The organism is Burkholderia cepacia complex sp. TUM26381, from assembly GCF_057439935.1.
The window spans coordinates 970,178-990,029 of sequence record NZ_CM172007.1; the positions used below are offsets into that span (position 1 = coordinate 970,178).

Consider the following 19,852-nt stretch of genomic DNA (forward strand, 5'->3'; position numbering starts at 1 on the left):
GTCATCCACCTTTCCCGTTCAGGATTTACCGTGCAGAAAACGACCGACGGATGGCTCAGCGGCCTGCTGGGCGTGATCATCTTCAGTGGCTCGCTGCCCGCGACGCGTGTCGCGGTGCAGGGGCTCGATCCGCTGTTCCTCACCTTTGCGCGCGCGACGATCGCCGGTGTGCTCGGCCTGCTGCTGCTCGTCGTGCTGAAGCAGCGGCGGCCGACGCGGGCCGAGGCCGTGTCGCTGGCCATCGTCGCGCTCGGCGTCGTGGTCGGCTTTCCGTTGCTGACGGCGCTGGCGCTGAAGCACGTGACGTCCGCGCATGCGATCGTGTTCGTCGGGCTGCTGCCGCTCGCGACCGCATTGTTCGGCGTGTGGCGCGGCGGCGAACGGCCGCGGCTGCCGTTCTGGATCTTTTCGATCGTCGGCAGCGGTGCGGTGGCCGCGTTTGCGCTGCGCAACGGCGGGCAGGCATCGGTGGTCGGCGATGCGCTGATGCTGGCGGCGATCGTCGCGTGCGGGCTCGGCTACGCGGAAGGCGCGCGCCTGTCGCGCCAGCTCGGGGGCTGGCAGGTGATCTCGTGGGCGCTCGTGCTGTCGCTGCCGCTGATGGCGCCGCTCACGTGGCTCACGTGGCCCGCGTCGTTCGACGGCGTCGACGCCGCCGCGTTGTGGGGGCTTGCGTACGTGTCGCTGTTCAGCATGCTGATCGGCTTCGTGTTCTGGTATCGCGGGCTTGCGCTCGGCGGGATCGCCGGCGTCGGCCAGCTGCAGCTGCTGCAGCCGTTCTTTGGCTTCCTGCTGGCGGCCGGCCTGCTGCACGAGACGGTGCCGCCGTCGATGGTCGTCGTGACGGTCGTCGTGGTCGGTTGCGTGGCGGGCGCGAAGTATTTCTCGAAGATGGCGCCCGTGCAGCGCGCGGGGTGACGGGCGAGCCGGAACGCAGGCGCGGGCGCGACCGGTGGACGGTCTGCCCGCGTTCGTCTACTTGTCCGGCATGCACACGCGCAACCGGTGGCCGTCCGGATCGAGCGCGACGAACGTCAATCCGAACACGGCCGTCATCGGCGGCTGTTCGAACGGCACGCCGAGCGCCTTCCACGCTTCGTACAGGCGTTCGACTTCGCGCTCGTCGTCAACCATGAACGCCAGCTCGGAACGATGGCCGGTGCCACCCGATACGAAATCGCGTGCGCCGGTCGACCACAGGCCCAGATGCAGCCCGTTGTCGAACGTGAAGGCGGCGTAGGCCGGAAACGCGGCGACGGGCGGGCGCCCGAGCAGGCGCTCGTAGAACTGCGCGCTGCGTGTCGGGTCGTCGACATACAGCAGAACGAGATTCGGGGAAGTCATGCGGAGCCGTCCGGGTATCGATTAAGATGCGTCCCATTCTATGAACGGATGCTGTCAGAAAATGGCAGCATTGAACGATGACGCGCGCCGAACGATTGCTCTCGCTATTGCAGCTGCTGCGACGCCACCGCCTCCCGGTGAGCGGTCGCGTGCTGGCCGAAGCACTCGGCATTAGCCTGCGCACGGTCTATCGCGACATCGCGTCGCTGCAGGCGCAGGGGGCGGACATTGCAGGCGAGCCAGGTGTCGGCTACGTACTGCGTGCCGGTTTCATGCTGCCGCCGCTGATGTTTTCGCAATCCGAACTTGAAGCGCTGATGCTCGGTTTTCGATGGGTCGGGAAGTTCGCCGATGCGCAGCTCACGACGGCTGCATCCGATGCGCTTGCGAAGATCTCCGCCGTACTGCCGGCCGACCTGCGCCGCGAGATGGAGTGCACGACGCTGCTCGTCGGGCCGCGCACGGTCGAGGATCGGGAGACCATCGACATGGGTGCCGTGCGTGCGGCGGTCCGTTCCGAGAGCAAGATCCGGATCCGATATGCGGGTGAAGGCCGCCAGGCGAGCGACGAACGGATCGTGTGGCCATTCGCGCTCGGCTATTTCAACGACGTGCGGATTCTGGCGGCGTGGTGCGAAGGTCGGAACGACTTCCGGCATTTCCGGACCGATCGTATCGTCGAGCTGGAACGGCTGGATCTGCGTTACCCGCGGCGGCGCGCGGCGTTGCTGAAGGCGTGGCGCGCGGCGGGGGCCGACGTTCGGGTGACGGTGAGGTAATGCGCGGGCGGTGACGGGGCGTAGAGCGGGCCGCGCATCGCGCGCCCCGTTCCGTGCGGCCGGGCGGCCGCACGCGCCGGTGTGCTTATGCGACGTGCGCCACGCCGTACTGTGCCGACAGGTATCGCCGGATATCGGCGGGCGAATCGATGAAGCGCCGGCCGTTGTGCTCGCGAATCGCGAGGGTGTCGTCGCTCGGTGCCTGTCCGTCGCCGAGCACGAGCACGGGCGCCGACTGGTTGTCCGCGCCGATCAGCGTGACGATCGGCTGGCGCGGACGCGGTGCGTCGATGTATTCGACGTCAATGGCGTCGCGTAACTGCGGATAGAAACTCAGCAGCCCTTCGACGGAAACCGAATCGCCGCAGTAGAACGGACCTTCGGAGTCCTTGAAGAAGCCCGGGCGAAGAATGAACAGCGTGTCTTTCATGATGGTCTCGCTATGACAGAGGGAAAAACGCCGAAGAAAACCTGATGCGGGGCGATGCGTGACGTCGCCGGATGTCACGCTTCCGCGAGTGCGGCGGCGCGCATTCTCGCGAAGCCGGCGGCGAGGTCGGCAATCATGTCGTCTGGATGCTCGAGCCCTGCATGAATCCGCAACAGCGGGCCGGCTGCCTCCCATTGGGTGGCGGTACGGTGGCGTGACGGATTGGACGGGACGATCAGGCTTTCGAAGCCGCCCCAGCTATACCCCATGCCGAAGCAGGTCATGCCGTCGAGCAGCGCGCGCACGGCTTCGTCGGCCTGCGGATGCAGCACTACACCGAACAACCCGCACGCGCCCGTGAAATCGCGCTGCCACAGCGCGTGGCCCGCGTCGCCGGGGCGCGCCGGATAGAGGATCCGCGCGACTTCCGGCTGCTGCGAGAGCCAGTCGGTCAGCACGTGTGCATTGCGCTGGTGCCGCTCGAGCCGGACCGACAGCGTACGCAGGCCGCGCAGCGCGAGATACGCGTCGTCACCGCTGACGGTCATTCCGAGTTGCCGGTAGAAGCGCGTGACTTTCGGCGCGAGCGCCTCGGTCGTCAGGATCGCCCCCATCAACACGTCGGAGTGCCCGGCGATGTATTTGGTCGCGGCGTGAATCGACACGTCGACACCGTGCGAGAACGAGCGGAAGTTCAGCGGCGTGCCCCAGGTGTTGTCGAGCAGCACGACTGCGCCGTGCTCGTGCGCGGCGCGACTGATGGCCGGAATATCCTGCACTTCGAAAGTCAGCGAGCCCGGCGATTCGGCGAACACCGCGCGCGTGTTCGATCGCATCAGCGACGCGATGTTCGCGCCGATAGCCGGATCGTAGTAAGTCGTCTCGATGCCGAGGCGCGCCAGCGTTTCGTCGCAGAACGACCGGGTCGGGTCGTACACGGAATCGGCCATCAGCAGATGGTCGCCCGGATTCAGCACAGCAAGCAGTGCAGTCGTGATCGCACTGAGGCCGCTTGGCGTCAGCAGCGCGGCGTGTGCGCCCTCGAGCCGCGCGAGCGCTTTCTCTAGCGCGCGCGTGGTCGGGCTGCCATGACGCCCGTACGCGAGCGGCGTGCCGCGTACGGCGTCGAGCGCGTCGGTGCCGTGAAAGAGCAACGTCGACTGGCGATAGACGGGCGGGTTTACCGGCGAACCGGGCTGGCCGTGTGCGCGGCCTTCATGGGCGAGAACGGTATCGGTCGAATGCAGGGGGTTCAAGATATCTCCTTGGGGTGTCGATCAATCGAAACGGGGCAGCTGTCGCGCGGTCAATGCAGGATCTTGTCGAGGAAGTCGCGCGCGCGTTCGGAGCGCGGTGACGCGAAGAACCGGTCGCTGGCCGCATCCTCGACCACCGCGCCCTGGTCCATGAAGATCACGCGATGCGCAACCTTCCGTGCGAAGCCCATTTCATGCGTCACGCAGACCATCGTCATGCCTTCGCGCGCGAGCTCGACCATCACGTCGAGCACTTCGTTGATCATCTCGGGATCGAGCGCGGAGGTCGGTTCGTCGAACAGCATCGCGACCGGGTTCATCGACAGCGCGCGCGCGATCGCGACGCGCTGCTGCTGCCCGCCGGACAACTGCCCCGGATACTTGTGCGCGTGTGCCTTCAGGCCGACACGATCGAGCAGCTTCATGCCGTTTTCGACGGCCTCGTCCTTGCGGCGGCCGAGCACCTTGATCTGCGCCAGCGTCAGGTTGTCGGTGATCGACAGGTGCGGAAACAGCTCGAAATGCTGGAACACCATGCCGACGCGGGCGCGCAACTGCGCAAGCTTCGTGGCGGGATCGCCGAGCCGCGTGCCGTCGACGGTGATGCTGCCTTTCTGGAACGGTTCGAGGCCATTGATCGTCTTGATCAGCGTCGATTTGCCCGAGCCCGACGGCCCGCACACGACGACCACTTCGCCCTTCGAGACTGCGGCGCTGCATGCCGACAGCACCTGGTGCTTGCCATACCATTTCGATACGTTGTCGAGCGTAATCATGTTCTGTCCGTCGATGGAGTTCATGTGAGTGCCGGATACGCGTTCAATGCGTGGACGGCAGCGCGAGGCGCGTCTCGACGCGACCCTGAAGCCGCGTGAGCAGCGTGCTGAGGACCCAGTAGATCGCGGCGGCAGCGAGATAGAGCGGCAGCGGCTGGAACGTCGCGGCGATCACTTCCTGCGTCGAGCGCAGCAATTCGGTGACGGTGATCACGGAGACCAGCGACGTGTCCTTGATCAGGCTGATCAGCGTGTTGCCGAGGCTCGGCACCGCGAGGCGCAGCGCTTGCGGGCAGACGATGTAGCGCAGCGTCTGCACGTGCGTGAGACCGAGACTGTGTGCGGCGGCCCATTGCCCGCGCCCGATGCCGAGAATCGCGCCGCGCATGCTTTCGGACAGGTAGGCGCCCGCATTGAGCGTCAGCGTGAAGATGCCGGCCGTCGTGGGGTCGAGGGTGATGCCGAGATCGGGCAGTCCGTAGTAGACGACGAACATCTGCACGAGCAGCGGCGTGCCGCGCATCAGGCTGACGTAGCCTTGCGCGAGGCTGGCGGCAAGCCGGTTGCTGCCGATGCGCATGATCGCGATCACGAGCCCGACGACGAGGCCCAGCGCCATCGACGCGACGGCGAACTTCAGCGTGAGCATGGCGCCCTTGACCATCACGGGCAGCGTATGAATGACCAGTTGGAGTGCTTCCATTGCGTGTCTCCTGATTGTGTGCCGGACGGCCCGCGCGTTCGGGCGCGCGGGCGCGGGGCGGGCTGCGTTATTGCGTCACCGGCTTGGTCGTGTCCGTGCCGAACCACTGCATCGAGATCTTCTTCAGCGTGCCGTCCTGCTGCAGCGATGCCACTGCGTCGTCGATCGCCTTCGCGAATTTCGGATTGCCCTTGCGGAACGGGATGCCCATCCGGTCCTCGCCGCCCGCGAGCACGGAACCCGGGCGCAGCGGCAGGTGGGAGTTCTTGATCAGGTAGTTGAGCATCAGGCGATCGTTGACCGCCGCATCGAGCCGGCCGGCGGCGAGGTCGCGCAGGTTTTCCGGCGTACCGGGGTAGACCTGCAGGTCGATCGCGGGCACGGTCTTGACCAGGTCGACGTAGTTGCTGCCCATCGTCACGCCGACCTTCTTGCCTTTCAGCTCGTCGAGCGACTTGAATGCGCGCGCATCGTTTTGCCGTTGCAACAGTTGCGCGGACGAATACACGTACGGCGCGCTGAAGTCGAGCGCCTGCTGGCGCGACGGCGTGATTGCGACCTGGTTGACGATCACGTCGAACTTGCCGGCCTGCAGGCCCGCAAGAATCCCGCTCCATTCGGTCGTCACGAACTGCGGCTTCACGCCGAGGCGGGTGGCAACCGCCTTCGCGACGTCGACGTCGAAGCCTTCGAGCTGACCGTCGGCATTGCGGTAGTCGAACGGCGGGTAGGTGCCTTCCAGTGCGATCTTCAGCACGCCGGCCTGCTTGACGGTGTCGAGCAGGTCGGCTGCGTGCGACGTCGCGGCCGCGATGCAGAGGAGGGCGGCCGCGATGCCTTGCTTGAACGTCGGGGTGAAGTGCTTCATGGTTGTCTCCGGGGTTGTTGTCGAAAATTCAGGGTGTGCAACGCCGCGGCGACGGGCAGCGTCGCCGTGGGCGGGAAGTCGGTGAAGCCGTGAGGCGCGGCGAGTGTCGTGGCTCGCCGCGCGCGATGCCGTGCGTTACGGCATGCGTTCGGGCGCGATGAAGGACCGGTGCGCGTGCGGAGCGGAGCGGCCGGCGCGCGAGCCGTGGCGAAGGCCGGCGTGCGCGGCGAAGCGTTCAAGCGTGCGATTCATGATTGCCCGTACAGCATTGCGAGTGTGGTGGACCGGATGCATCGCAGATGCGTATCCGGCGACAGGAATGCGGTGCGACTGAGGGCAATCTTAGTTTTGTCAAAAGGGAATGTGTTTCCAAAGATGCGTGCACTTTTCACGCGACGTGGAATGTTTTTCTCTGCGTGCGAGAGGTGGCGCATGCGATCTGCTGCGGTTGCGCGTGATGGGAGGGAGGCGGTGCTACGGCACGCGCCGGCGGTTGCTCCGGGCTGCGATCCAGAAGCAAAACGGCCAGGCTGCCGGTAGTGGCAAGCCTGGCCGTTGGCCTTCGTCGCGAAGGATGCGTGTTACTCGAACGTCTCGAGCGCAAGCAGTTCTTCAATGGTCTGCCGGCGGCGGATCAACCGCGGCGCGCCATGATCGACGAGCACTTCCGGCGCGAGCGGCCGGCTGTTGTAGTTCGAGGACATCGATGCGCCGTATGCGCCCGCGTCGTGCAGGAACAGCAGGTCGCCGATCTGCGGTTGCGGGAGCTTGCGGTGCGTGACCACGCCGCCCGCGTCCTGCGTGAACACGTCGCCCGATTCGCACAGCGGCCCCGCGATCGCGAGATCGACGGCCGGCCGGCCGGCGGGCAGCGCGCCATCGTGCGCATGCACGGATACCGCGTGGTAGCTGCCGTACATCGACGGGCGCATCAGGTCGTTGAAGCCCGCGTCGATCAGCACGAAATCATGCTTCGGCCGGCGGTTCACGGCCTGCACCTCGGTGACGAGCGTGCCGGCTTCCGCGACGAGGAAGCGGCCCGGTTCGATCTCGATGCGCACCGGGTGGCCGAGGTGACGTTCGATCCGCTTGCGCGCGGCGTCCCACTGGCTGAAATAGTGACCGACGTCGACACGCGGCTCGCCGTCGCGATACGGGATCGACAGTCCGCCGCCGGCCGAAATCGCGTCGATGTCATGGCCGAGCGACGTGACGAGATCGACCATTGCATCGCAGACCTGCGACAGGTGGCCGTAGTCGACGCCCGAGCCGATGTGCATGTGGATGCCGACGAGCTTCAGCCCGTACTGGCGCACGATCTCGATCGCGCGCGGCACGTCGTCGATCCAGATGCCGTGCTTGCTTTGCGGGCCGCCGGTGTTGGTCTTGTTGCTGTGGCCGTGGCCGAAGCCGGGGTTGACGCGCAGCCACACGCGGTGGCCCGGCGCGTGCTCGCCGATGCGCGCGAGCATGTCGAGCGAACCGGCGTTGACGGTCACGCCATGCTTCAGCACCGCCGCGAGCGTCGGGCGGTCGATCAGGTCGGCCGTGAACACGACGCCTTCCGGCTCGCCGGCCGGGCTGAAGCCCGCTGCGAGGCTGCGCTCGATTTCGCCGAGCGACACGGCGTCGACGCACGCGCCTGCTTCGCGCATCAGCTTCAGGATATGGATGTTCGAGTTCGCCTTCTGCGCATAGCGGATCACGTCGAACTGGCGCAGTTGGGCGATGCGGTCGCGGATGACGTCGGCGTCGTACACCCACAGCGGGGTGCCGTATTGCTGCGCGAGCGTCGCGAGCTGGCGGGAATCGAGGGACATGGCGGATGAATCGGATCGAAAGAACGGATAGCGTGGATGATGCACCTGATCGCCTATACAGTAAAATGCCTGTTTATCCAAACACGATTCATTTCTGATATAGAAGATCATGCTGACGCACCGTCATATCGAAGTGTTTCGCGCGCTGATGGTCACCGGCAGCACGACGCGCGCGGCCGAGATGCTGTACACGTCGCAGCCGACGGTCAGCCGCGAGCTCGCGCGGATGGAGCAGGTCGTCGGCTTCGCGCTGTTCGAGCGCACGCACGGCCGGCTGCGGCCGACGATGGCCGCGCTGACGCTGTTCGACGACGTGCGGCTCGCGTATGTGGGGCTCGAACGCGTGGCGGCAACGGCCGCGCGCCTGCGCGAGTTTCGCGACGGCCAGCTGTCGGTGATCGCGCTGCCGGCGTTCTCGCACGCGATCCTGCCCGGCGCGTGCCGGCGTTTTCACGAGGCCCACGCGGGCGTCAGCGTGTCGGTCGCGACCCAGGAATCGCCGGTGCTCGAAGAATGGCTGACCGCGCAGCGTTACGACCTCGGGCTGACCGAGCATGACGTCGCGCCGGCCGGCACTGTGCTCACGCCGCTGCTCGAAGTGGATGAGGTGTGCGTGCTGCCCGACGGCCATCCGCTGCTCGCGCAGGACGCGATCGATCTGCTGGATCTCGCCGATCGCCCGTTCGTGAGCCTGTCGCTGAACGATCCGTACCGCATCCTGATCGACGAGGCATTCGCACAACTCGGCGTCGCGCCGCGCTCGGTGGTCGACACGCCGTCGGCCGTGTCGGTGTGTGCGTTCGTGCGGCAGGGGCTCGGCGCCGCGATCGTCAATCCGCTGACCGCGCTCGATTTCGTCGGGCGCGACCTGCACGTGCGGCCGCTCACGCGGTCGTTTCCGTACCGGGTCAGCGTGATCGTGCCCGAGCACCGGCCGAAGAGCCTGCTCGTCGATGCGTTCGCCGATGCGCTGCGCGGCGAAGCGAAGGCGATCCGGCGCAGGCTTGCCGCACACCTCGGCTAGCGGCACCGTATGATGGGCGTTTCGCCGCCATCGTCCTCACTTTCCGGAATCTCGTCATGACCGCCGCATCGTCTGCCCTCGAACCACCGACTCTCACCGGCGAACGCGTCGTCCTGCGGCCGCTCGACCGATCCGACCGGCAGGCGCTGCTGGACGCTGCGGCCGACGGCGAGTTGTGGAACCTCAAGGTCACGGTCGTGCCGGGCGCGGAGACGGTCGACGCGTATATCGATACGGCATTGCAGGGGCGCGCGGCCGGCACCGTGATGCCGTTCGTGATCGTCGATCGCGCATCGGGCCGCGTGATCGGCAGCACGCGCTTCTGGAAGGTCGACCGCAAGAACCGCAAGCTCGAGATCGGCCATACGTGGCTGAGCGAATCGGCGCAGCGCACGCGCGCGAATACCGAAGCGAAGCGGTTGCTGCTGGCCTATGCGTTCGACACGCTGCAGTGCGTGCGCGTGCAGTTCACGACGGACGAACTGAACGAGAAATCGCGTGCGGCGATCCTGCGGCTCGGGGCAAAACAGGAAGGCATCGTGCGTCACGAGCGGATCATGCCCGACGGCCGCAAGCGCAATTCGGTGCGCTTCAGCATCATCGACGACGAATGGCCGGAGGTGCGTGCGCGACTTGAGGCGAAGCTCGCGACGTAACGTGTGACGTGCATCGCGCTACCGGCAGGGGAGGCGGCAGCGCGACGACGGGGAAGCGGTGCGCCGCGCACGGAGCGCGGCGCTGCATCGCGTTACTGCGCCGATGCGAGGTGGTGACGTTGCGCGAGCTTCTGCGCGTCTGCGTAGTGCGCCTGCAGGATCGGCAGCGACTGGCGAGCGACTTCCTTCAGCTTCGTGTCGCGGCCCGACGCGATTTCGGCCTGGAATGCCGAGATCGCCTTCTGCTGGCCGGCGAGTGCGACCTGCTCGATATACGCCTTGTCGAACTCGGCGCCGCGCAGGTTCTTGATGCTGCCGAGCACGGCCGTGTCCGGGTCGTTGGCCGGCACGTCGACGCCGCGCGGGCTTGCCGCGCGCATCGCCTGGATGATCTTTTCATCGTCGGTCGACACGCGTTGCGCGAACGCCTTGACCTGGCTGTCCGACGTGCGCGCATCGGCGATGCGTGCGGCGTCGTGCTGCGTCGACACGGTCTTCGTGCCGTCCGTGATGAAGGCCTGGTCGGCTTCGTGGATGCGCGTCGCGGCTGCGGCCGGCGCAGCAGGCGTGGCCGGTGCCGGTTGTGCGGTTTGCGCGGTCGCCGTCACGGCGACGAGAAGCAGGCCAGCGGCAGACAATGCAAGGCGCGAGATTTGGGGAAAGCGGTTCATGAGACCTCCTTTCGATCGGGGCTCTGGTTGAAAAACGGATCGTGTGATCCGTCGCTGTGCGAGAGACCGGGCGCGCCCGGGCCGGATTCGACCGCCGCTCTGCCGCGGCGCCGGTCGAAGTGTTTCCCGGCCCGACTGATTCTAGGAGAGCGGTCGGGTAGCAGGTGCAACCGTGCTGTGGCTTGTGTAACCGATGGTAAGACGAATCGATGCGCTCACCCGCGGGCAGGTATTGCGTACCTGATGTGCGCGCAATGGCGGCAATTTTTTCGCGCGTGGGGCGCATGCAATGCATGCGATGTGCGCACGTGCCATCTGCATTGGACGTGTCGTGCACGTCGAGCGACGTGTCGGGGCATGCCTGCGACGCGCGAGAGGCGTCACACGCGATCGAGCAGTGCGTCGAGGCGCGGCAGCAACGGCGTTGCGCAATGTGCCTGCAATGCTTCGGGCGCGGTGTAGCCCCACGCGACGCCCTGGAACGCGATGTGTGCGCGCCGCGCGGCCTCGGCATCGCGGATTTCGTCGCCGACATACAGCACGTCGTCGGCGCGCATGCCGGCCTCGCGAACCAGCGCGCGCAGACGACGTGCCTTGCCGAACAGCGGAATGCCGCAGGCGAAATGATCGACGCGGCGGCAAGCGCGCGTGCCGAGCCGGTCGCGCACGATGTCTTCGGTATTCGACGTGGCGATCGCGATGCGGATGCCGCGCATCGCGAGCGCGTCGAACGTTTCATCGACGCCGGGGAACAGCATCACTTGCGCGATGCGCGGCTGCATCAGCCGGCGCATGTCGATCGTTACGCGCGGCACCTTCCACATCGGCACGTCGAGCGCGCGGATGATGTCGCGCGCCGACATCCCGCGCAGCGCGGGACGCAGTTCGGGGGTGGCGTCGCGAAAGCCGTGCAGGCGCGACGCTTCCGACAGCGCCGCGAGAAAGCTGTCGAGCGAATCGGCGAGCGTGCCGTCGAAGTCGAATGCGATGAGGCGGTAGGGCATGAAGCGATGTGGCAGGTTTATTGGGCGGGTGACATTGTCACCGAATCGAGACCCGTTGCCCGCACCGTCGCTTGCGCCTGCGGCGAAGCGAGATAGTCGAGCAGCTTCTTCGCATCCTCCGGATGATCGGCGCCGACCGGAATGCCGCCGGCGAAACGCGTGACCGACTGCACGGATTCAGGCACCTTGCCCGCATACGTGACGCCCGGCACCGGCAGCAGTTCGCTGACCTGCTGGAAGCCGATTTCATAGTCGCCGGTCGCAACGACGGACGCAACCGGGATACGCGGCACCTTCTTCGCCTTCGGCTTCACCTGCTCCTCGACGCCGAGCTTCCGGAACATTTCCTTCTCGACGTAGACGCCGCTCGCGCTGTCCGAATACGCGACCGATTTCGCGTGCAGCAGCACGTCCTTCAACTGGTCGACGGTGCCGATGTCGGGCTTCGGCGCGCCGGCGCGCACGACCATGCCGATCCGCGAATCGGCAAGCTCGACGCGTGACGCGGGAATCACCTTGCCTTCCTCGATCAGCTGGTCGAGCGCATAGCCGACCATGATCAGCACGTCGGCCTTCTCGCCGCGCGCGAGGCGGTTCGGGATCGCTTCCTTCGACTGGCCCATCGACGGGCCGGAGATCGTGTCGAGCGTGTCGCCGGATGAAGCGGTGAAACTGGGGCCCAGTTGCTTGTACGCGGCCGTGAAGCCGCCGGAGATCATCACGCGCAACTCGGCTGCATCGGCCGGCAAGGTAGCGGACGCGAGCGCGGCGGCGGCGAGCCAGAGCGCGGCGCGGCGCGCGAGGGAATGGCGGGGGGCAGCGGCGGTGAGTGCGGCTTGGGCGCGCATGGGCGTGTCTCCTTCCAGTCTGTCTTTGTCGGGGTGCGCGGTCGCGAATGATCGGCACGGGCTACATGATCTACCGAAATGCGTGCGGGTGCCGCGCGGCGTGCGCATGTTGCCGGCTGGCGCGCGACGCGGGAAGGAAAGCCCGGTATGCTGTCCGGCGTCCGCGATGGCGGTTTCCCGATGCTTGTTCCTGCCTGAATTCGATCACATGACAATCGCTCGTGCCCGTTGTGCGATGTGGGCGCTTGGCGCGACCCTCGCGTTGACCGCCGCTACGGAAGTGGCCGCGGCCCCGGTAAAACGCTGCGGATGGCTCGAGAATCCGACGCCGGCCAACTGGTGGCTGGTCGACAAGGACGGCAGCTGGACATTGTCGACCATGGGCAACGAGCCGGTGCCGGGCCTCGATGAGATGCCCGACATGTCGAAGCACGGCTGGGTCGTCACCAATGCGGGGATGCACGGCTATGGCTGCGCATGCCTCGATCTGGAGATCGATCCGCGTACGCGCGAGGTGACAAGGATCGCGGCAGCGAAGCCGCTTCCGCTGAAGCGTTGCAAGGCCGACAAGACGTTGCCGGCGCCGTAACGAGCGGAGAGGGAGGCCGCGCTACTCGCCGTGATAGCGACAAGAAACGATGCCGATCTGATGGTCATCGGCGTCGTGGCCCCGGCGGTTCGTGCCGGCGTTCAGCCGCAGCGGATGGGGGGCGTCCCTTGTCCCCCGCACCACAGCGCGGTATCGTCGAAGCTTCGCCTTCCACCCCCGACCGGAGAACAGCCGTGCCCGCAGCCGCCCCCGCCATGCTGAGATTTTCCACCGACAAGCGCGAACTCGACATCGACGCGATCTACGACTTCCTGCATCGCGACGCATACTGGTCGCAGGGCATTCCGCGCGACGTGGTCGAGAAGGCGATCGAGGGTTCACTGTGCTTCGGCGCGTACGTCGGCGACCGGCTCGTCGGGTTCGCGCGGCTCGTCACCGATCACGCGACGTTCGCATACCTGTGCGACGTGTTCGTGCTGCCGGCCGAACGCGGCAACGGCTACGGGCGCGCGCTGATCGACCATGTATTCGCGCAGGACATGGTGCAGCGGCTGCGTCGCATCATGCTCGTGACGACCGACGCGCACGAGCTGTACCGGCCGGTCGGCTTCGGGCCGTCCGCGAACCCCGAGCGGCTGATGGAGATCCGCCGCCCCGACATCTACGCGAAACGCTGACGCGCGGCGCAGCGCATACAATACGCGCTTTCCGTTTTTGCCGAAGAGAAGCACACCATGACCGAACAGGAAGCCGAACAGCTCGCGACGCATCGTCACTACAAGGGCGGGCTGTACCGCTACATCGGCGTTGCCCGCCATTCCGAAACCGAGGAATCGGTGGTCGTGTACGAGCATCTGTGGCCGCATGCGCGCGGGCTGTGGGTGCGGCCGGAAGCGATGTTCAACGGCAATCTCGAAGACGGCACGCCGCGCTTCCGCAAGCTGCGCGACTGATCGGCTCCCGGCAGCGTGCGCTGCCGGGAGGGCCGGCTGCGCGAACGCTCCCCCGTTACGCGCCGGCCAGCGCCTGCATCAACTCGGGTGGCGCATGCTTGACCGTCACCGCCGGCGTGCCGTGCCACGCCGCGAGTTTCTTCACGGCCTTCGCGACGTCGGCCGCGAGCCCCGTGCCGAAGCGCACGCCCGGCTCGACATGCACCGCTTTCAGTTCGAACGTGCCCAGCGTGCGATGCGCTTTCGCATCGACGCGGCCGACCAGCCGGCCGCGATGCAGCACGGGCAGGCAGAAATAGCCGTAGCGCCGCTTGGGTTCGGGCGTATAGCACTCGATCGTGTAGTCGAAACCGAACAGCGTCGATGCGCGCCGCCGGTCCCAGACGACCGGATCGAACGGTGACAGCAGCGTCGTGACCGTCGAGCGCAGCGTGTCGGCCTCGGCGGCCGGCAGCAACGCTTCGAGCGAGCGGTGCACGTAGGCCGGTTCCTGCCAGTCGTCGATCTGCACCGGGATCAGGTCGCCCGCGTCCGCGAGCCGCTCCAGCTCCACACGGTACGAACGGCGCGGCAGCCGGTAGTAGTCGGCCACCCAGTCCGCGCGCACGACGCCGAGCGCGCGGCATGTGTAGTCGAGCAACGCCGGCAGGACGGCATCGCGCGGCGGCAGGTCACGCGTGTCGTCCCAGCCAGGCAGCACGCGCTCGCGCACGTCGTACACGCGCTGGAAATTGCGGCGTTCCGATACCATCAGGTCGCCCGTCGTGAACAGTACCTCCAGGTGCTGTTTCTCCGGCTTGCGATCCCACCAGCCGTTGCCCTTCGCGCCATCCTCGCGCACGAAGTCGGCCGACCGCACCGGGCCGCCTTCGCGAATCCGCGCGAGCAGCCGCTCGATGTCGGGACGATTCTGCTCGTGCCATTCGGCCGCGTATTTCCAGCCCATCCCCGACGGATCGAGCATCTTGTAGCGCATCAGCCCGAATTGCTCGACCGGCAGGAAACACGCTTCGTGCGACCAGTATTCGAACAGGCGCGCCTCGGCGAGGTGTTCGTCGAGCCACTGCGGCGAGTAGTCGCCAAGGCGGCTGAACAGCACGAGATACGGGCTGCGGGCGACGACATGGATGGTGTCGATCTGCAACTGCGCCATCCGGCGGATCGTGTCGAGCACGTCGGGCTTGGTCGCCTTGCGGCGGGGCGGTGTCAGCAGGCCCTGCGCGGCGAGATGCAGCGCGCGGGCGGCGGCGGGCGAGAGCGTAAGCATCGGAAGGGCGGTCGAGGGTGACGATCGGGGACCACTTTAGCGCGAAAGCGGCGCGCGCGTGCGACGCGCCGCTGCAACGCGTCTGACAATGGTTGACAGATGCGTTTCGCAAGTTTCCCTATAGTGCAGTTCATGGCGCGACGACACGTGCGCGCAACGATTCCGCTTCCGACGCACATATGTCCATGGCACGCAGGAAGCGAATCCGGGATTCTCAACCCCCATCGGGAATCCAGGAGCCCTGAGCGGACATCCATGCGGCTGTGCACCGGCCCCGAGTGGATGTCCGCTGATTTTTTTGTATTTCCGGTTTTTCACCCGTCGCCGCGCGGCGGGTCATGCGATGGCGGCGGAAACGATTCCGCCGCATCGGCCATTCATTGCCGCTTGCCGCGTGCGACTTCGTCGCCGGCACCGGGCGGCAGCCGCCGCGTGATCGGAATCGACGCGAACGAGCACAGCCCGACCACGAGGAACGCGGGCCAGAAATCCGACCACACCATCGCCTGGTGGCCCTGCAGCCAGTGAGACACATGCAGCACGAGGCCGGCCACCGTCACGCCGAGGCCGAGCGACATCTGCTGCACGACGCTGCCGAGGCTCGTCGCGCGGCCGGCGTCGCGCGGCGAGATGTCCGCGTAGATCATCGAGTTCAGGCTCGTGAACTGCAGCGCGGGGAAGATGCCGCCGACGAGCACGATCAGCCAGATCGCCCAGGTCGGCATGCCGGGATGGAACACGCCGTACGCAGCGATCGCGAGCCCCGCGAATGCCGCGTTGTAGATCAGCACCGTACGAAAGCCGAAGCGGCGCAGCGTATACGTGGCCGTCGACCGGCTCATCGCGCCGCCCAGCGCGGACGCGCACGTGATGAGCCCCGAGTGGAACGCGCTCATCCCGAGCCCTTCCTGCAGCGCGAGCGGCAGCAGGAACGGCACCGCGCCGAGGCCGATGCGGAACAGCGACCCGCCGACGACGCTCGCGTGATACGTCGGGATCTTCAGGAAACTGAGGTCGAGCACCGGGCGCTCCTTGCGGCGCGCATACGGCACGTAGAGCGCGAGCATCGCGGTACCGGCCACGCACATGAAGATCGCATTCGAGCGCGACGTGAGCGAGCCGTCGATCAGCGTGAGCCCCATCAGCAGCAGCGCGGCGCCGCTCGCCGACAGCAGGAAGCCGAACCAGTCGAGCGGGCCGGGATCGGGCTCGTGCGTGTTCGCGATGTGCTTGCTCGCGAGATAGATCCCGTAGATGCCGATCGGTACGTTGATGAAGAAGATCATCCGCCAGTGCAGGTAGGTCGTGATGAAGCCGCCGACGAGCGGCCCGACCGTGGGCCCGAACAGCGCGGGAATCGCGAGGTAGTTCATCGCGCGCACAAGATCGGAGCGCGGCACCGCGCGGAAGATGATGATGCGGCCCACCGGCACCATCATTGCGCCGCCGACACCCTGGATGAAGCGCGCGAACGTGAGCACGCCGAGCGAGTTGGACGCCGCGCACATCAGCGAGCCGACGACGAAGATGCCGATCGCGGTGCGGAACACGGCACGCGCGCTGAAGCGGTCGGCGAGCCATCCGCAGATCGGGATGAATACGCCGAGCCCGACCACGTAGGCCGTGATCGCGATGTTCAGTGTGACGGGGTTGTGCCCGAAGTCCCTCGCCATCGCAGGCAGTGCGGTGACGATGATGTTCGCGTCGACGCTTTCCATGAACAACGCACAGGCAACGATGAGCGGTGCTAGAAAGACGGGCGACATGGGCTGGGCGCGCGGTAAAGACGTCATTATGCCCACAATGTGACCGTTGAGTCACGCATGACAACAGATGTTTCGCATGTTGCAACAGTCGTCTTTTCTGGCGAGCGTGCAGAAAGAACGACTGCGCATGCGCGGTACGTGCACCGGGCATGCGTGCGCATGTACTCAGCTGGCGGACAGCGCGGCCTCGTCATGATTGGACGCCTATGCGTTCTCGATGCCCGGCAGAATCCCGGCGCTGTCGAAGCAGCGATCCCGGAACGGCGCGTCGCGCAGCGCCTCGACGACGTGTTCGTATGTGTGGCGATCCCGTGCGTCCCACACCCGCACGTCGGTCACGCGCACCGAGTGGAGCGCGGTGTCGTAGAAGCGCAGCGACACGCGTTCGCTGCGCGTCTGCCGAATCGGCTCGACGTGTTCGCGCCGCAGCCGGAAGCGTTCGGGCGCGGGACAGCCGAGCCGTTCGGGGCGGGTCTTCGCGAGCATGCACACGGTGAGCGGCGTCGAAGTGTTGGCTGAGTCATGTCGATTCCTTTTGACGGAGCGGACGTGCGTTTCTAGAATATGAGCGTTCGCTCATATTGGAAACTCGCATTCCCGCCATGTCCGAATCGTCTTCCCGCATTCCGCTTTCGCCCCGCAAGGCGCCGCGCCAGCGCCGTTCGGTGGCGACCGTCGATGCGATCGTCGAGGCCGCCGCTCGCATTCTGGAGCGCGACGGCTTCGACGGTTACACGACGAACGCGGTCGCGGCGCTGGCCGGCGTGAGCATCGGCTCGCTCTATCAATACTTCCCGAATCGCGATGCGCTGACGGCCGCGCTCGTCGAGCGCGAGAGTGCGCATCTGCTCGACGACGTCGACCGGGCTGCCGCGCTGTCGTCCTGCGACGACGTGCTGCGCATGCTGGTGCGCGGGGCCGTCGCGCACCAGATGCGCCGGCCCGTGCTCGCGCGGCTGATCGATTTCGAGGAAGCGCGGCTGCCGCTCGGTGCGCGCGCCGCACGCGTCGTGGACCGTATCCACGCGACGCTGCTGCATGCGCTCGGGCGGCGCGATGCGCCGCGCGTCGCGGCGCCCGACGTCGTCGCGCACGATCTGCTCGCGATCGTGAAAGGCATCGTCGACGCGGCGGGCGCGCGCGGCGAGACCGATGCGGAGGCGCTCGAAGCGCGTGCGTGGCGGGCCGTGCGCGGTTATCTGCGCGAATCGAAACTTGCTTGATGCGCACGTTTCGTGCGACAGTCGGACCCATTCGCACCACAACATGACGCGTATCGATCGAGGGCCATCGAGACGAACGCGCGCGCGAACGAGACCTCGTGCCGATCCACTCACCATCGAAAGGAGGGGACACGTCATGACGTCACGTCGTGCCGCACCGATTGCTTCTCGCTTCTCATCCCGTCTGTCGCCGCGTCTGGCACCGCCCGCGCCGCGTCTGCGCTGGGCTGCCGCGCTGGCTGTCGCCTATCTTGCCGTCGCAGGCTGCGCCGCGCAGGCCGACAACGCGAACCAGGCCGCCGTGCAAGCGGCCAGCCAGCCCCCGGCCGCCCCTGCGGCGACGGCTCCCGCGTCAAGCACGCTGCCGCCGCCGAGCCAGCTCTACGGCGACCTGTTCGTCGCGGTGCAGACCGCGCAGATCTACCCGGACCAGAAGACCTTCGTCGACGCGACGCCCGATGCCGATCCCGCGACGATCATGCAGTTGTATCAGCAACAGAAATCGCAGCCGGGCTTCTCGCTGAAGACCTTCGTCGGGCAGCACTTCACGCCGCCCCCGGAAAGCGGCGTGACGCCGCCGCCGAACCAGACGCTGCGCCAGCACATCGACTGGCTGTGGCCGCAGCTCACGCGCACGAGCACCACGGCGCCCCCATACGGTTCGCTGATTCCGATGCCGAAACCGTACGTCGTGCCGGGCGGGCGTTTTCGCGAAGGCTACTACTGGGATACCTATTTCACGATGCTCGGGCTGCAGGTGTCGGGCCGCGAGGATCTCGTCGACGACATGCTCGACAACTTCGCATATCTGATCGATACGATCGGGCACATCCCGAACGGCAACCGCACGTACTACGCGAGCCGCTCGCAGCCGCCGTTCTTCGCGTACATGGTCACGCTCGCCGCGCAGGCCGAAGGCGACAAGGTCTACCAGAAATACCTGCCGGAACTGCGCAAGGAGCATGCGTACTGGATGCAGGGCGAAACCACGACGCCGCGCGGGCAGGCCGCGCGCCACGTGGTCGCGATGCCGGACGGCGCGGTGTTGAACCGCTACTGGGATGCGAGCGACACGCCGCGCGACGAGTCGTATCTCGAGGACGTGACGACCGCGAAATCCGTGCCGTCCCGTCCGGCGAACGAGGTGTACCGCGACCTGCGCGCGGGTGCCGAAAGCGGCTGGGACTACAGCTCGCGCTGGTTCGGCGACGGCAAGACGCTCGCGACGATCCGCACGACGTCGATCGTGCCGGTCGACCTGAACAGCCTGATGTTCCATCTCGAGACGACGATCGTGAAGGGCTGCGTGGTCACGCGCGACGTGGCATGCGTGACCGATTTCTCCGGGCGCGCGGCGCGGCGTGCGGCTGCGATCAACCGTTATCTGTGGAACCGTCACGGCTATTACGGCGACTATGACTGGCAGTTGCGCAAGCCGCGCGACGGCGTGACGGCGGCCACGCTGTATCCGCTGTTCGCGGGCGTCGCGTGGCCCGAGCGCGCGAAGGCGACCGCGCGCGAAGTGCGCAAGACGCTGTTGCAACCGGGCGGCCTTGCGACGACGACCGAGAACACGGGTCAGCAGTGGGATGCGCCGAACGGCTGGGCGCCGCTCCAGTGGATCGCGATCGACGGGCTGCGCCGCTACGGCGACCCGGCGCTCGCGAAGGACATCGGCACGCGCTTCCTGTCGGACGTGAAGCACGTGTATGCGACCGAAGGCAAGCTCGTCGAGAAGTACGTGGTCGAAGGCGCCGGTACGGGCGGCGGCGGGGGCGGCGAATATCCGCTGCAGGACGGCTTCGGCTGGACCAACGGCGTCACGCTGAAACTGCTCGGGCTGTACGGCGAGTAATACGCGGCGCGGGCCACGCGTTCGTCCGTTTCACAAGCACACGGGCCGGCCGGTCGCGC

At 66.8% G+C, this 19,852-nt stretch carries 22 protein-coding genes; 9 read left to right on the top strand and 13 right to left on the bottom strand.

What is annotated here, in order from left to right:
- The first annotated feature begins 30 nt into the window (after positions 1-30).
- Positions 31-918 (top strand): DMT family transporter, encoded by an 888-nt coding sequence (locus ACWMMN_RS21145; protein ID WP_059239686.1) that lies wholly within the window; start codon positions 31-33, stop codon positions 916-918.
- A 57-nt stretch (positions 919-975) separates the two neighbouring features.
- Here ACWMMN_RS21145 and ACWMMN_RS21150 read toward each other — a convergent pair whose 3' ends face one another.
- Entirely contained in the window at positions 976-1,344 is a 369-nt protein-coding gene (locus ACWMMN_RS21150; protein WP_059239687.1) for a VOC family protein, read from the bottom strand.
- Positions 1,345-1,421: 77 nt separating this feature from the next.
- On the opposite strand from ACWMMN_RS21150, the gene ACWMMN_RS21155 reads away from it, so the two are divergent.
- Entirely contained in the window at positions 1,422-2,123 is a 702-nt protein-coding gene (locus ACWMMN_RS21155) for a helix-turn-helix transcriptional regulator (protein WP_256086105.1), read from the top strand.
- 85 nt (positions 2,124-2,208) lie between these two features.
- Here ACWMMN_RS21155 and ACWMMN_RS21160 read toward each other — a convergent pair whose 3' ends face one another.
- The 6 genes from ACWMMN_RS21160 to lysA all read right to left on the bottom strand — a co-directional run bounded on the left by ACWMMN_RS21160 (position 2,209) and on the right by lysA (position 7,976).
- The gene (locus tag ACWMMN_RS21160) at positions 2,209-2,553 is read right to left on the bottom strand and encodes a DUF3088 domain-containing protein (RefSeq protein ID WP_174994430.1); all 345 of its coding nucleotides are present in this window, start codon (positions 2,551-2,553) and stop codon (positions 2,209-2,211) included.
- 74 nt (positions 2,554-2,627) lie between these two features.
- Positions 2,628-3,809, bottom strand: coding sequence for a cystathionine beta-lyase (metC, locus tag ACWMMN_RS21165; protein ID WP_486423912.1), 1,182 nt, complete (start codon positions 3,807-3,809; stop codon positions 2,628-2,630).
- A gap of 50 nt (positions 3,810-3,859) precedes the next feature.
- On the bottom strand, positions 3,860-4,585 hold the full coding sequence (locus ACWMMN_RS21170; protein ID WP_342706005.1) for an amino acid ABC transporter ATP-binding protein: 726 nt from the start codon (positions 4,583-4,585) through the stop codon (positions 3,860-3,862).
- A 43-nt stretch (positions 4,586-4,628) separates the two neighbouring features.
- Positions 4,629-5,288: an amino acid ABC transporter permease gene (locus ACWMMN_RS21175; RefSeq protein WP_059239696.1), complete on the bottom strand. Its 660-nt coding sequence runs from the start codon at positions 5,286-5,288 to the stop codon at positions 4,629-4,631.
- A gap of 67 nt (positions 5,289-5,355) precedes the next feature.
- Complete coding sequence (locus ACWMMN_RS21180; protein ID WP_256086106.1) at positions 5,356-6,156, bottom strand: transporter substrate-binding domain-containing protein; 801 nt, start codon at positions 6,154-6,156, stop codon at positions 5,356-5,358.
- 581 nt (positions 6,157-6,737) lie between these two features.
- Positions 6,738-7,976 (bottom strand): diaminopimelate decarboxylase, encoded by a 1,239-nt coding sequence (lysA, locus tag ACWMMN_RS21185; protein ID WP_174994428.1) that lies wholly within the window; start codon positions 7,974-7,976, stop codon positions 6,738-6,740.
- A gap of 109 nt (positions 7,977-8,085) precedes the next feature.
- Between lysA and ACWMMN_RS21190 the strand changes: the two genes are divergently transcribed.
- Positions 8,086-9,000: a LysR family transcriptional regulator gene (locus ACWMMN_RS21190; protein ID WP_059239703.1), complete on the top strand. Its 915-nt coding sequence runs from the start codon at positions 8,086-8,088 to the stop codon at positions 8,998-9,000.
- Positions 9,001-9,056: 56 nt separating this feature from the next.
- Positions 9,057-9,656, top strand: coding sequence for a GNAT family N-acetyltransferase (locus ACWMMN_RS21195; protein WP_256086107.1), 600 nt, complete (start codon positions 9,057-9,059; stop codon positions 9,654-9,656).
- A 92-nt stretch (positions 9,657-9,748) separates the two neighbouring features.
- Here ACWMMN_RS21195 and ACWMMN_RS21200 read toward each other — a convergent pair whose 3' ends face one another.
- From ACWMMN_RS21200 to ACWMMN_RS21210, 3 genes are all read right to left on the bottom strand, one after another.
- A complete protein-coding gene (locus ACWMMN_RS21200) occupies positions 9,749-10,327 on the bottom strand; it encodes a DUF4142 domain-containing protein (RefSeq protein ID WP_059239707.1) in 579 nt (192 codons plus the stop codon).
- A 380-nt stretch (positions 10,328-10,707) separates the two neighbouring features.
- Positions 10,708-11,331 (bottom strand): HAD hydrolase-like protein, encoded by a 624-nt coding sequence (locus ACWMMN_RS21205; protein ID WP_340624727.1) that lies wholly within the window; start codon positions 11,329-11,331, stop codon positions 10,708-10,710.
- 17 nt (positions 11,332-11,348) lie between these two features.
- Complete coding sequence (locus tag ACWMMN_RS21210; RefSeq protein WP_486423913.1) at positions 11,349-12,179, bottom strand: substrate-binding domain-containing protein; 831 nt, start codon at positions 12,177-12,179, stop codon at positions 11,349-11,351.
- 166 nt (positions 12,180-12,345) lie between these two features.
- On the opposite strand from ACWMMN_RS21210, the gene ACWMMN_RS21215 reads away from it, so the two are divergent.
- From ACWMMN_RS21215 to ACWMMN_RS21225, 3 genes are all read left to right on the top strand, one after another.
- The gene (locus tag ACWMMN_RS21215) at positions 12,346-12,768 is read left to right on the top strand and encodes a DUF4087 domain-containing protein (protein ID WP_217468178.1); all 423 of its coding nucleotides are present in this window, start codon (positions 12,346-12,348) and stop codon (positions 12,766-12,768) included.
- Positions 12,769-12,962: 194 nt separating this feature from the next.
- Complete coding sequence (locus ACWMMN_RS21220) at positions 12,963-13,406, top strand: GNAT family N-acetyltransferase (protein WP_256086109.1); 444 nt, start codon at positions 12,963-12,965, stop codon at positions 13,404-13,406.
- A gap of 57 nt (positions 13,407-13,463) precedes the next feature.
- Positions 13,464-13,682: a DUF1653 domain-containing protein gene (locus ACWMMN_RS21225; protein WP_006480837.1), complete on the top strand. Its 219-nt coding sequence runs from the start codon at positions 13,464-13,466 to the stop codon at positions 13,680-13,682.
- A gap of 55 nt (positions 13,683-13,737) precedes the next feature.
- On the opposite strand, the gene ACWMMN_RS21230 is transcribed toward ACWMMN_RS21225, so the two are convergent.
- The 3 genes from ACWMMN_RS21230 to ACWMMN_RS21240 all read right to left on the bottom strand — a co-directional run bounded on the left by ACWMMN_RS21230 (position 13,738) and on the right by ACWMMN_RS21240 (position 17,201).
- Positions 13,738-14,949: a winged helix-turn-helix domain-containing protein gene (locus tag ACWMMN_RS21230; protein WP_174994424.1), complete on the bottom strand. Its 1,212-nt coding sequence runs from the start codon at positions 14,947-14,949 to the stop codon at positions 13,738-13,740.
- 377 nt (positions 14,950-15,326) lie between these two features.
- Positions 15,327-16,715 (bottom strand): MFS transporter, encoded by a 1,389-nt coding sequence (locus tag ACWMMN_RS21235; protein ID WP_059239718.1) that lies wholly within the window; start codon positions 16,713-16,715, stop codon positions 15,327-15,329.
- Between the two features lie 204 nt (positions 16,716-16,919).
- Positions 16,920-17,201, bottom strand: a complete 282-nt coding sequence (locus ACWMMN_RS21240; protein WP_486423914.1) for a darcynin family protein — start codon at positions 17,199-17,201, stop codon at positions 16,920-16,922.
- 116 nt (positions 17,202-17,317) lie between these two features.
- Between ACWMMN_RS21240 and ACWMMN_RS21245 the strand changes: the two genes are divergently transcribed.
- The gene (locus tag ACWMMN_RS21245; RefSeq protein WP_059239722.1) at positions 17,318-17,938 is read left to right on the top strand and encodes a TetR/AcrR family transcriptional regulator; all 621 of its coding nucleotides are present in this window, start codon (positions 17,318-17,320) and stop codon (positions 17,936-17,938) included.
- 136 nt (positions 17,939-18,074) lie between these two features.
- Positions 18,075-19,793: an alpha,alpha-trehalase TreA gene (gene treA / locus ACWMMN_RS21250; protein WP_486423915.1), complete on the top strand. Its 1,719-nt coding sequence runs from the start codon at positions 18,075-18,077 to the stop codon at positions 19,791-19,793.
- Positions 19,794-19,852 lie beyond the last annotated feature (59 nt).

Coding starts and splice junctions, on each gene's coding strand:
- ACWMMN_RS21205 (WP_340624727.1), bottom strand. CDS start 11,331: ATGCCCTACCGCCTCATCGCATTCGACTTCGACGGCACGCTCGCCGAT.
- ACWMMN_RS21175 (WP_059239696.1), bottom strand. CDS start 5,288: ATGGAAGCACTCCAACTGGTCATTCATACGCTGCCCGTGATGGTCAAG.
- ACWMMN_RS21180 (WP_256086106.1), bottom strand. CDS start 6,156: ATGAAGCACTTCACCCCGACGTTCAAGCAAGGCATCGCGGCCGCCCTC.
- ACWMMN_RS21225 (WP_006480837.1), top strand. CDS start 13,464: ATGACCGAACAGGAAGCCGAACAGCTCGCGACGCATCGTCACTACAAG.
- ACWMMN_RS21160 (WP_174994430.1), bottom strand. CDS start 2,553: ATGAAAGACACGCTGTTCATTCTTCGCCCGGGCTTCTTCAAGGACTCC.
- ACWMMN_RS21230 (WP_174994424.1), bottom strand. CDS start 14,949: ATGCTTACGCTCTCGCCCGCCGCCGCCCGCGCGCTGCATCTCGCCGCG.
- ACWMMN_RS21240 (WP_486423914.1), bottom strand. CDS start 17,201: ATGCTCGCGAAGACCCGCCCCGAACGGCTCGGCTGTCCCGCGCCCGAA.
- ACWMMN_RS21195 (WP_256086107.1), top strand. CDS start 9,057: ATGACCGCCGCATCGTCTGCCCTCGAACCACCGACTCTCACCGGCGAA.
- ACWMMN_RS21210 (WP_486423913.1), bottom strand. CDS start 12,179: ATGCGCGCCCAAGCCGCACTCACCGCCGCTGCCCCCCGCCATTCCCTC.
- lysA (WP_174994428.1), bottom strand. CDS start 7,976: ATGTCCCTCGATTCCCGCCAGCTCGCGACGCTCGCGCAGCAATACGGC.
- ACWMMN_RS21200 (WP_059239707.1), bottom strand. CDS start 10,327: ATGAACCGCTTTCCCCAAATCTCGCGCCTTGCATTGTCTGCCGCTGGC.
- ACWMMN_RS21155 (WP_256086105.1), top strand. CDS start 1,422: ATGACGCGCGCCGAACGATTGCTCTCGCTATTGCAGCTGCTGCGACGC.
- ACWMMN_RS21170 (WP_342706005.1), bottom strand. CDS start 4,585: ATGATTACGCTCGACAACGTATCGAAATGGTATGGCAAGCACCAGGTG.
- ACWMMN_RS21245 (WP_059239722.1), top strand. CDS start 17,318: ATGTCCGAATCGTCTTCCCGCATTCCGCTTTCGCCCCGCAAGGCGCCG.
- ACWMMN_RS21235 (WP_059239718.1), bottom strand. CDS start 16,715: ATGTCGCCCGTCTTTCTAGCACCGCTCATCGTTGCCTGTGCGTTGTTC.
- treA (WP_486423915.1), top strand. CDS start 18,075: ATGACGTCACGTCGTGCCGCACCGATTGCTTCTCGCTTCTCATCCCGT.
- ACWMMN_RS21215 (WP_217468178.1), top strand. CDS start 12,346: ATGGCGGTTTCCCGATGCTTGTTCCTGCCTGAATTCGATCACATGACA.
- ACWMMN_RS21150 (WP_059239687.1), bottom strand. CDS start 1,344: ATGACTTCCCCGAATCTCGTTCTGCTGTATGTCGACGACCCGACACGC.
- ACWMMN_RS21190 (WP_059239703.1), top strand. CDS start 8,086: ATGCTGACGCACCGTCATATCGAAGTGTTTCGCGCGCTGATGGTCACC.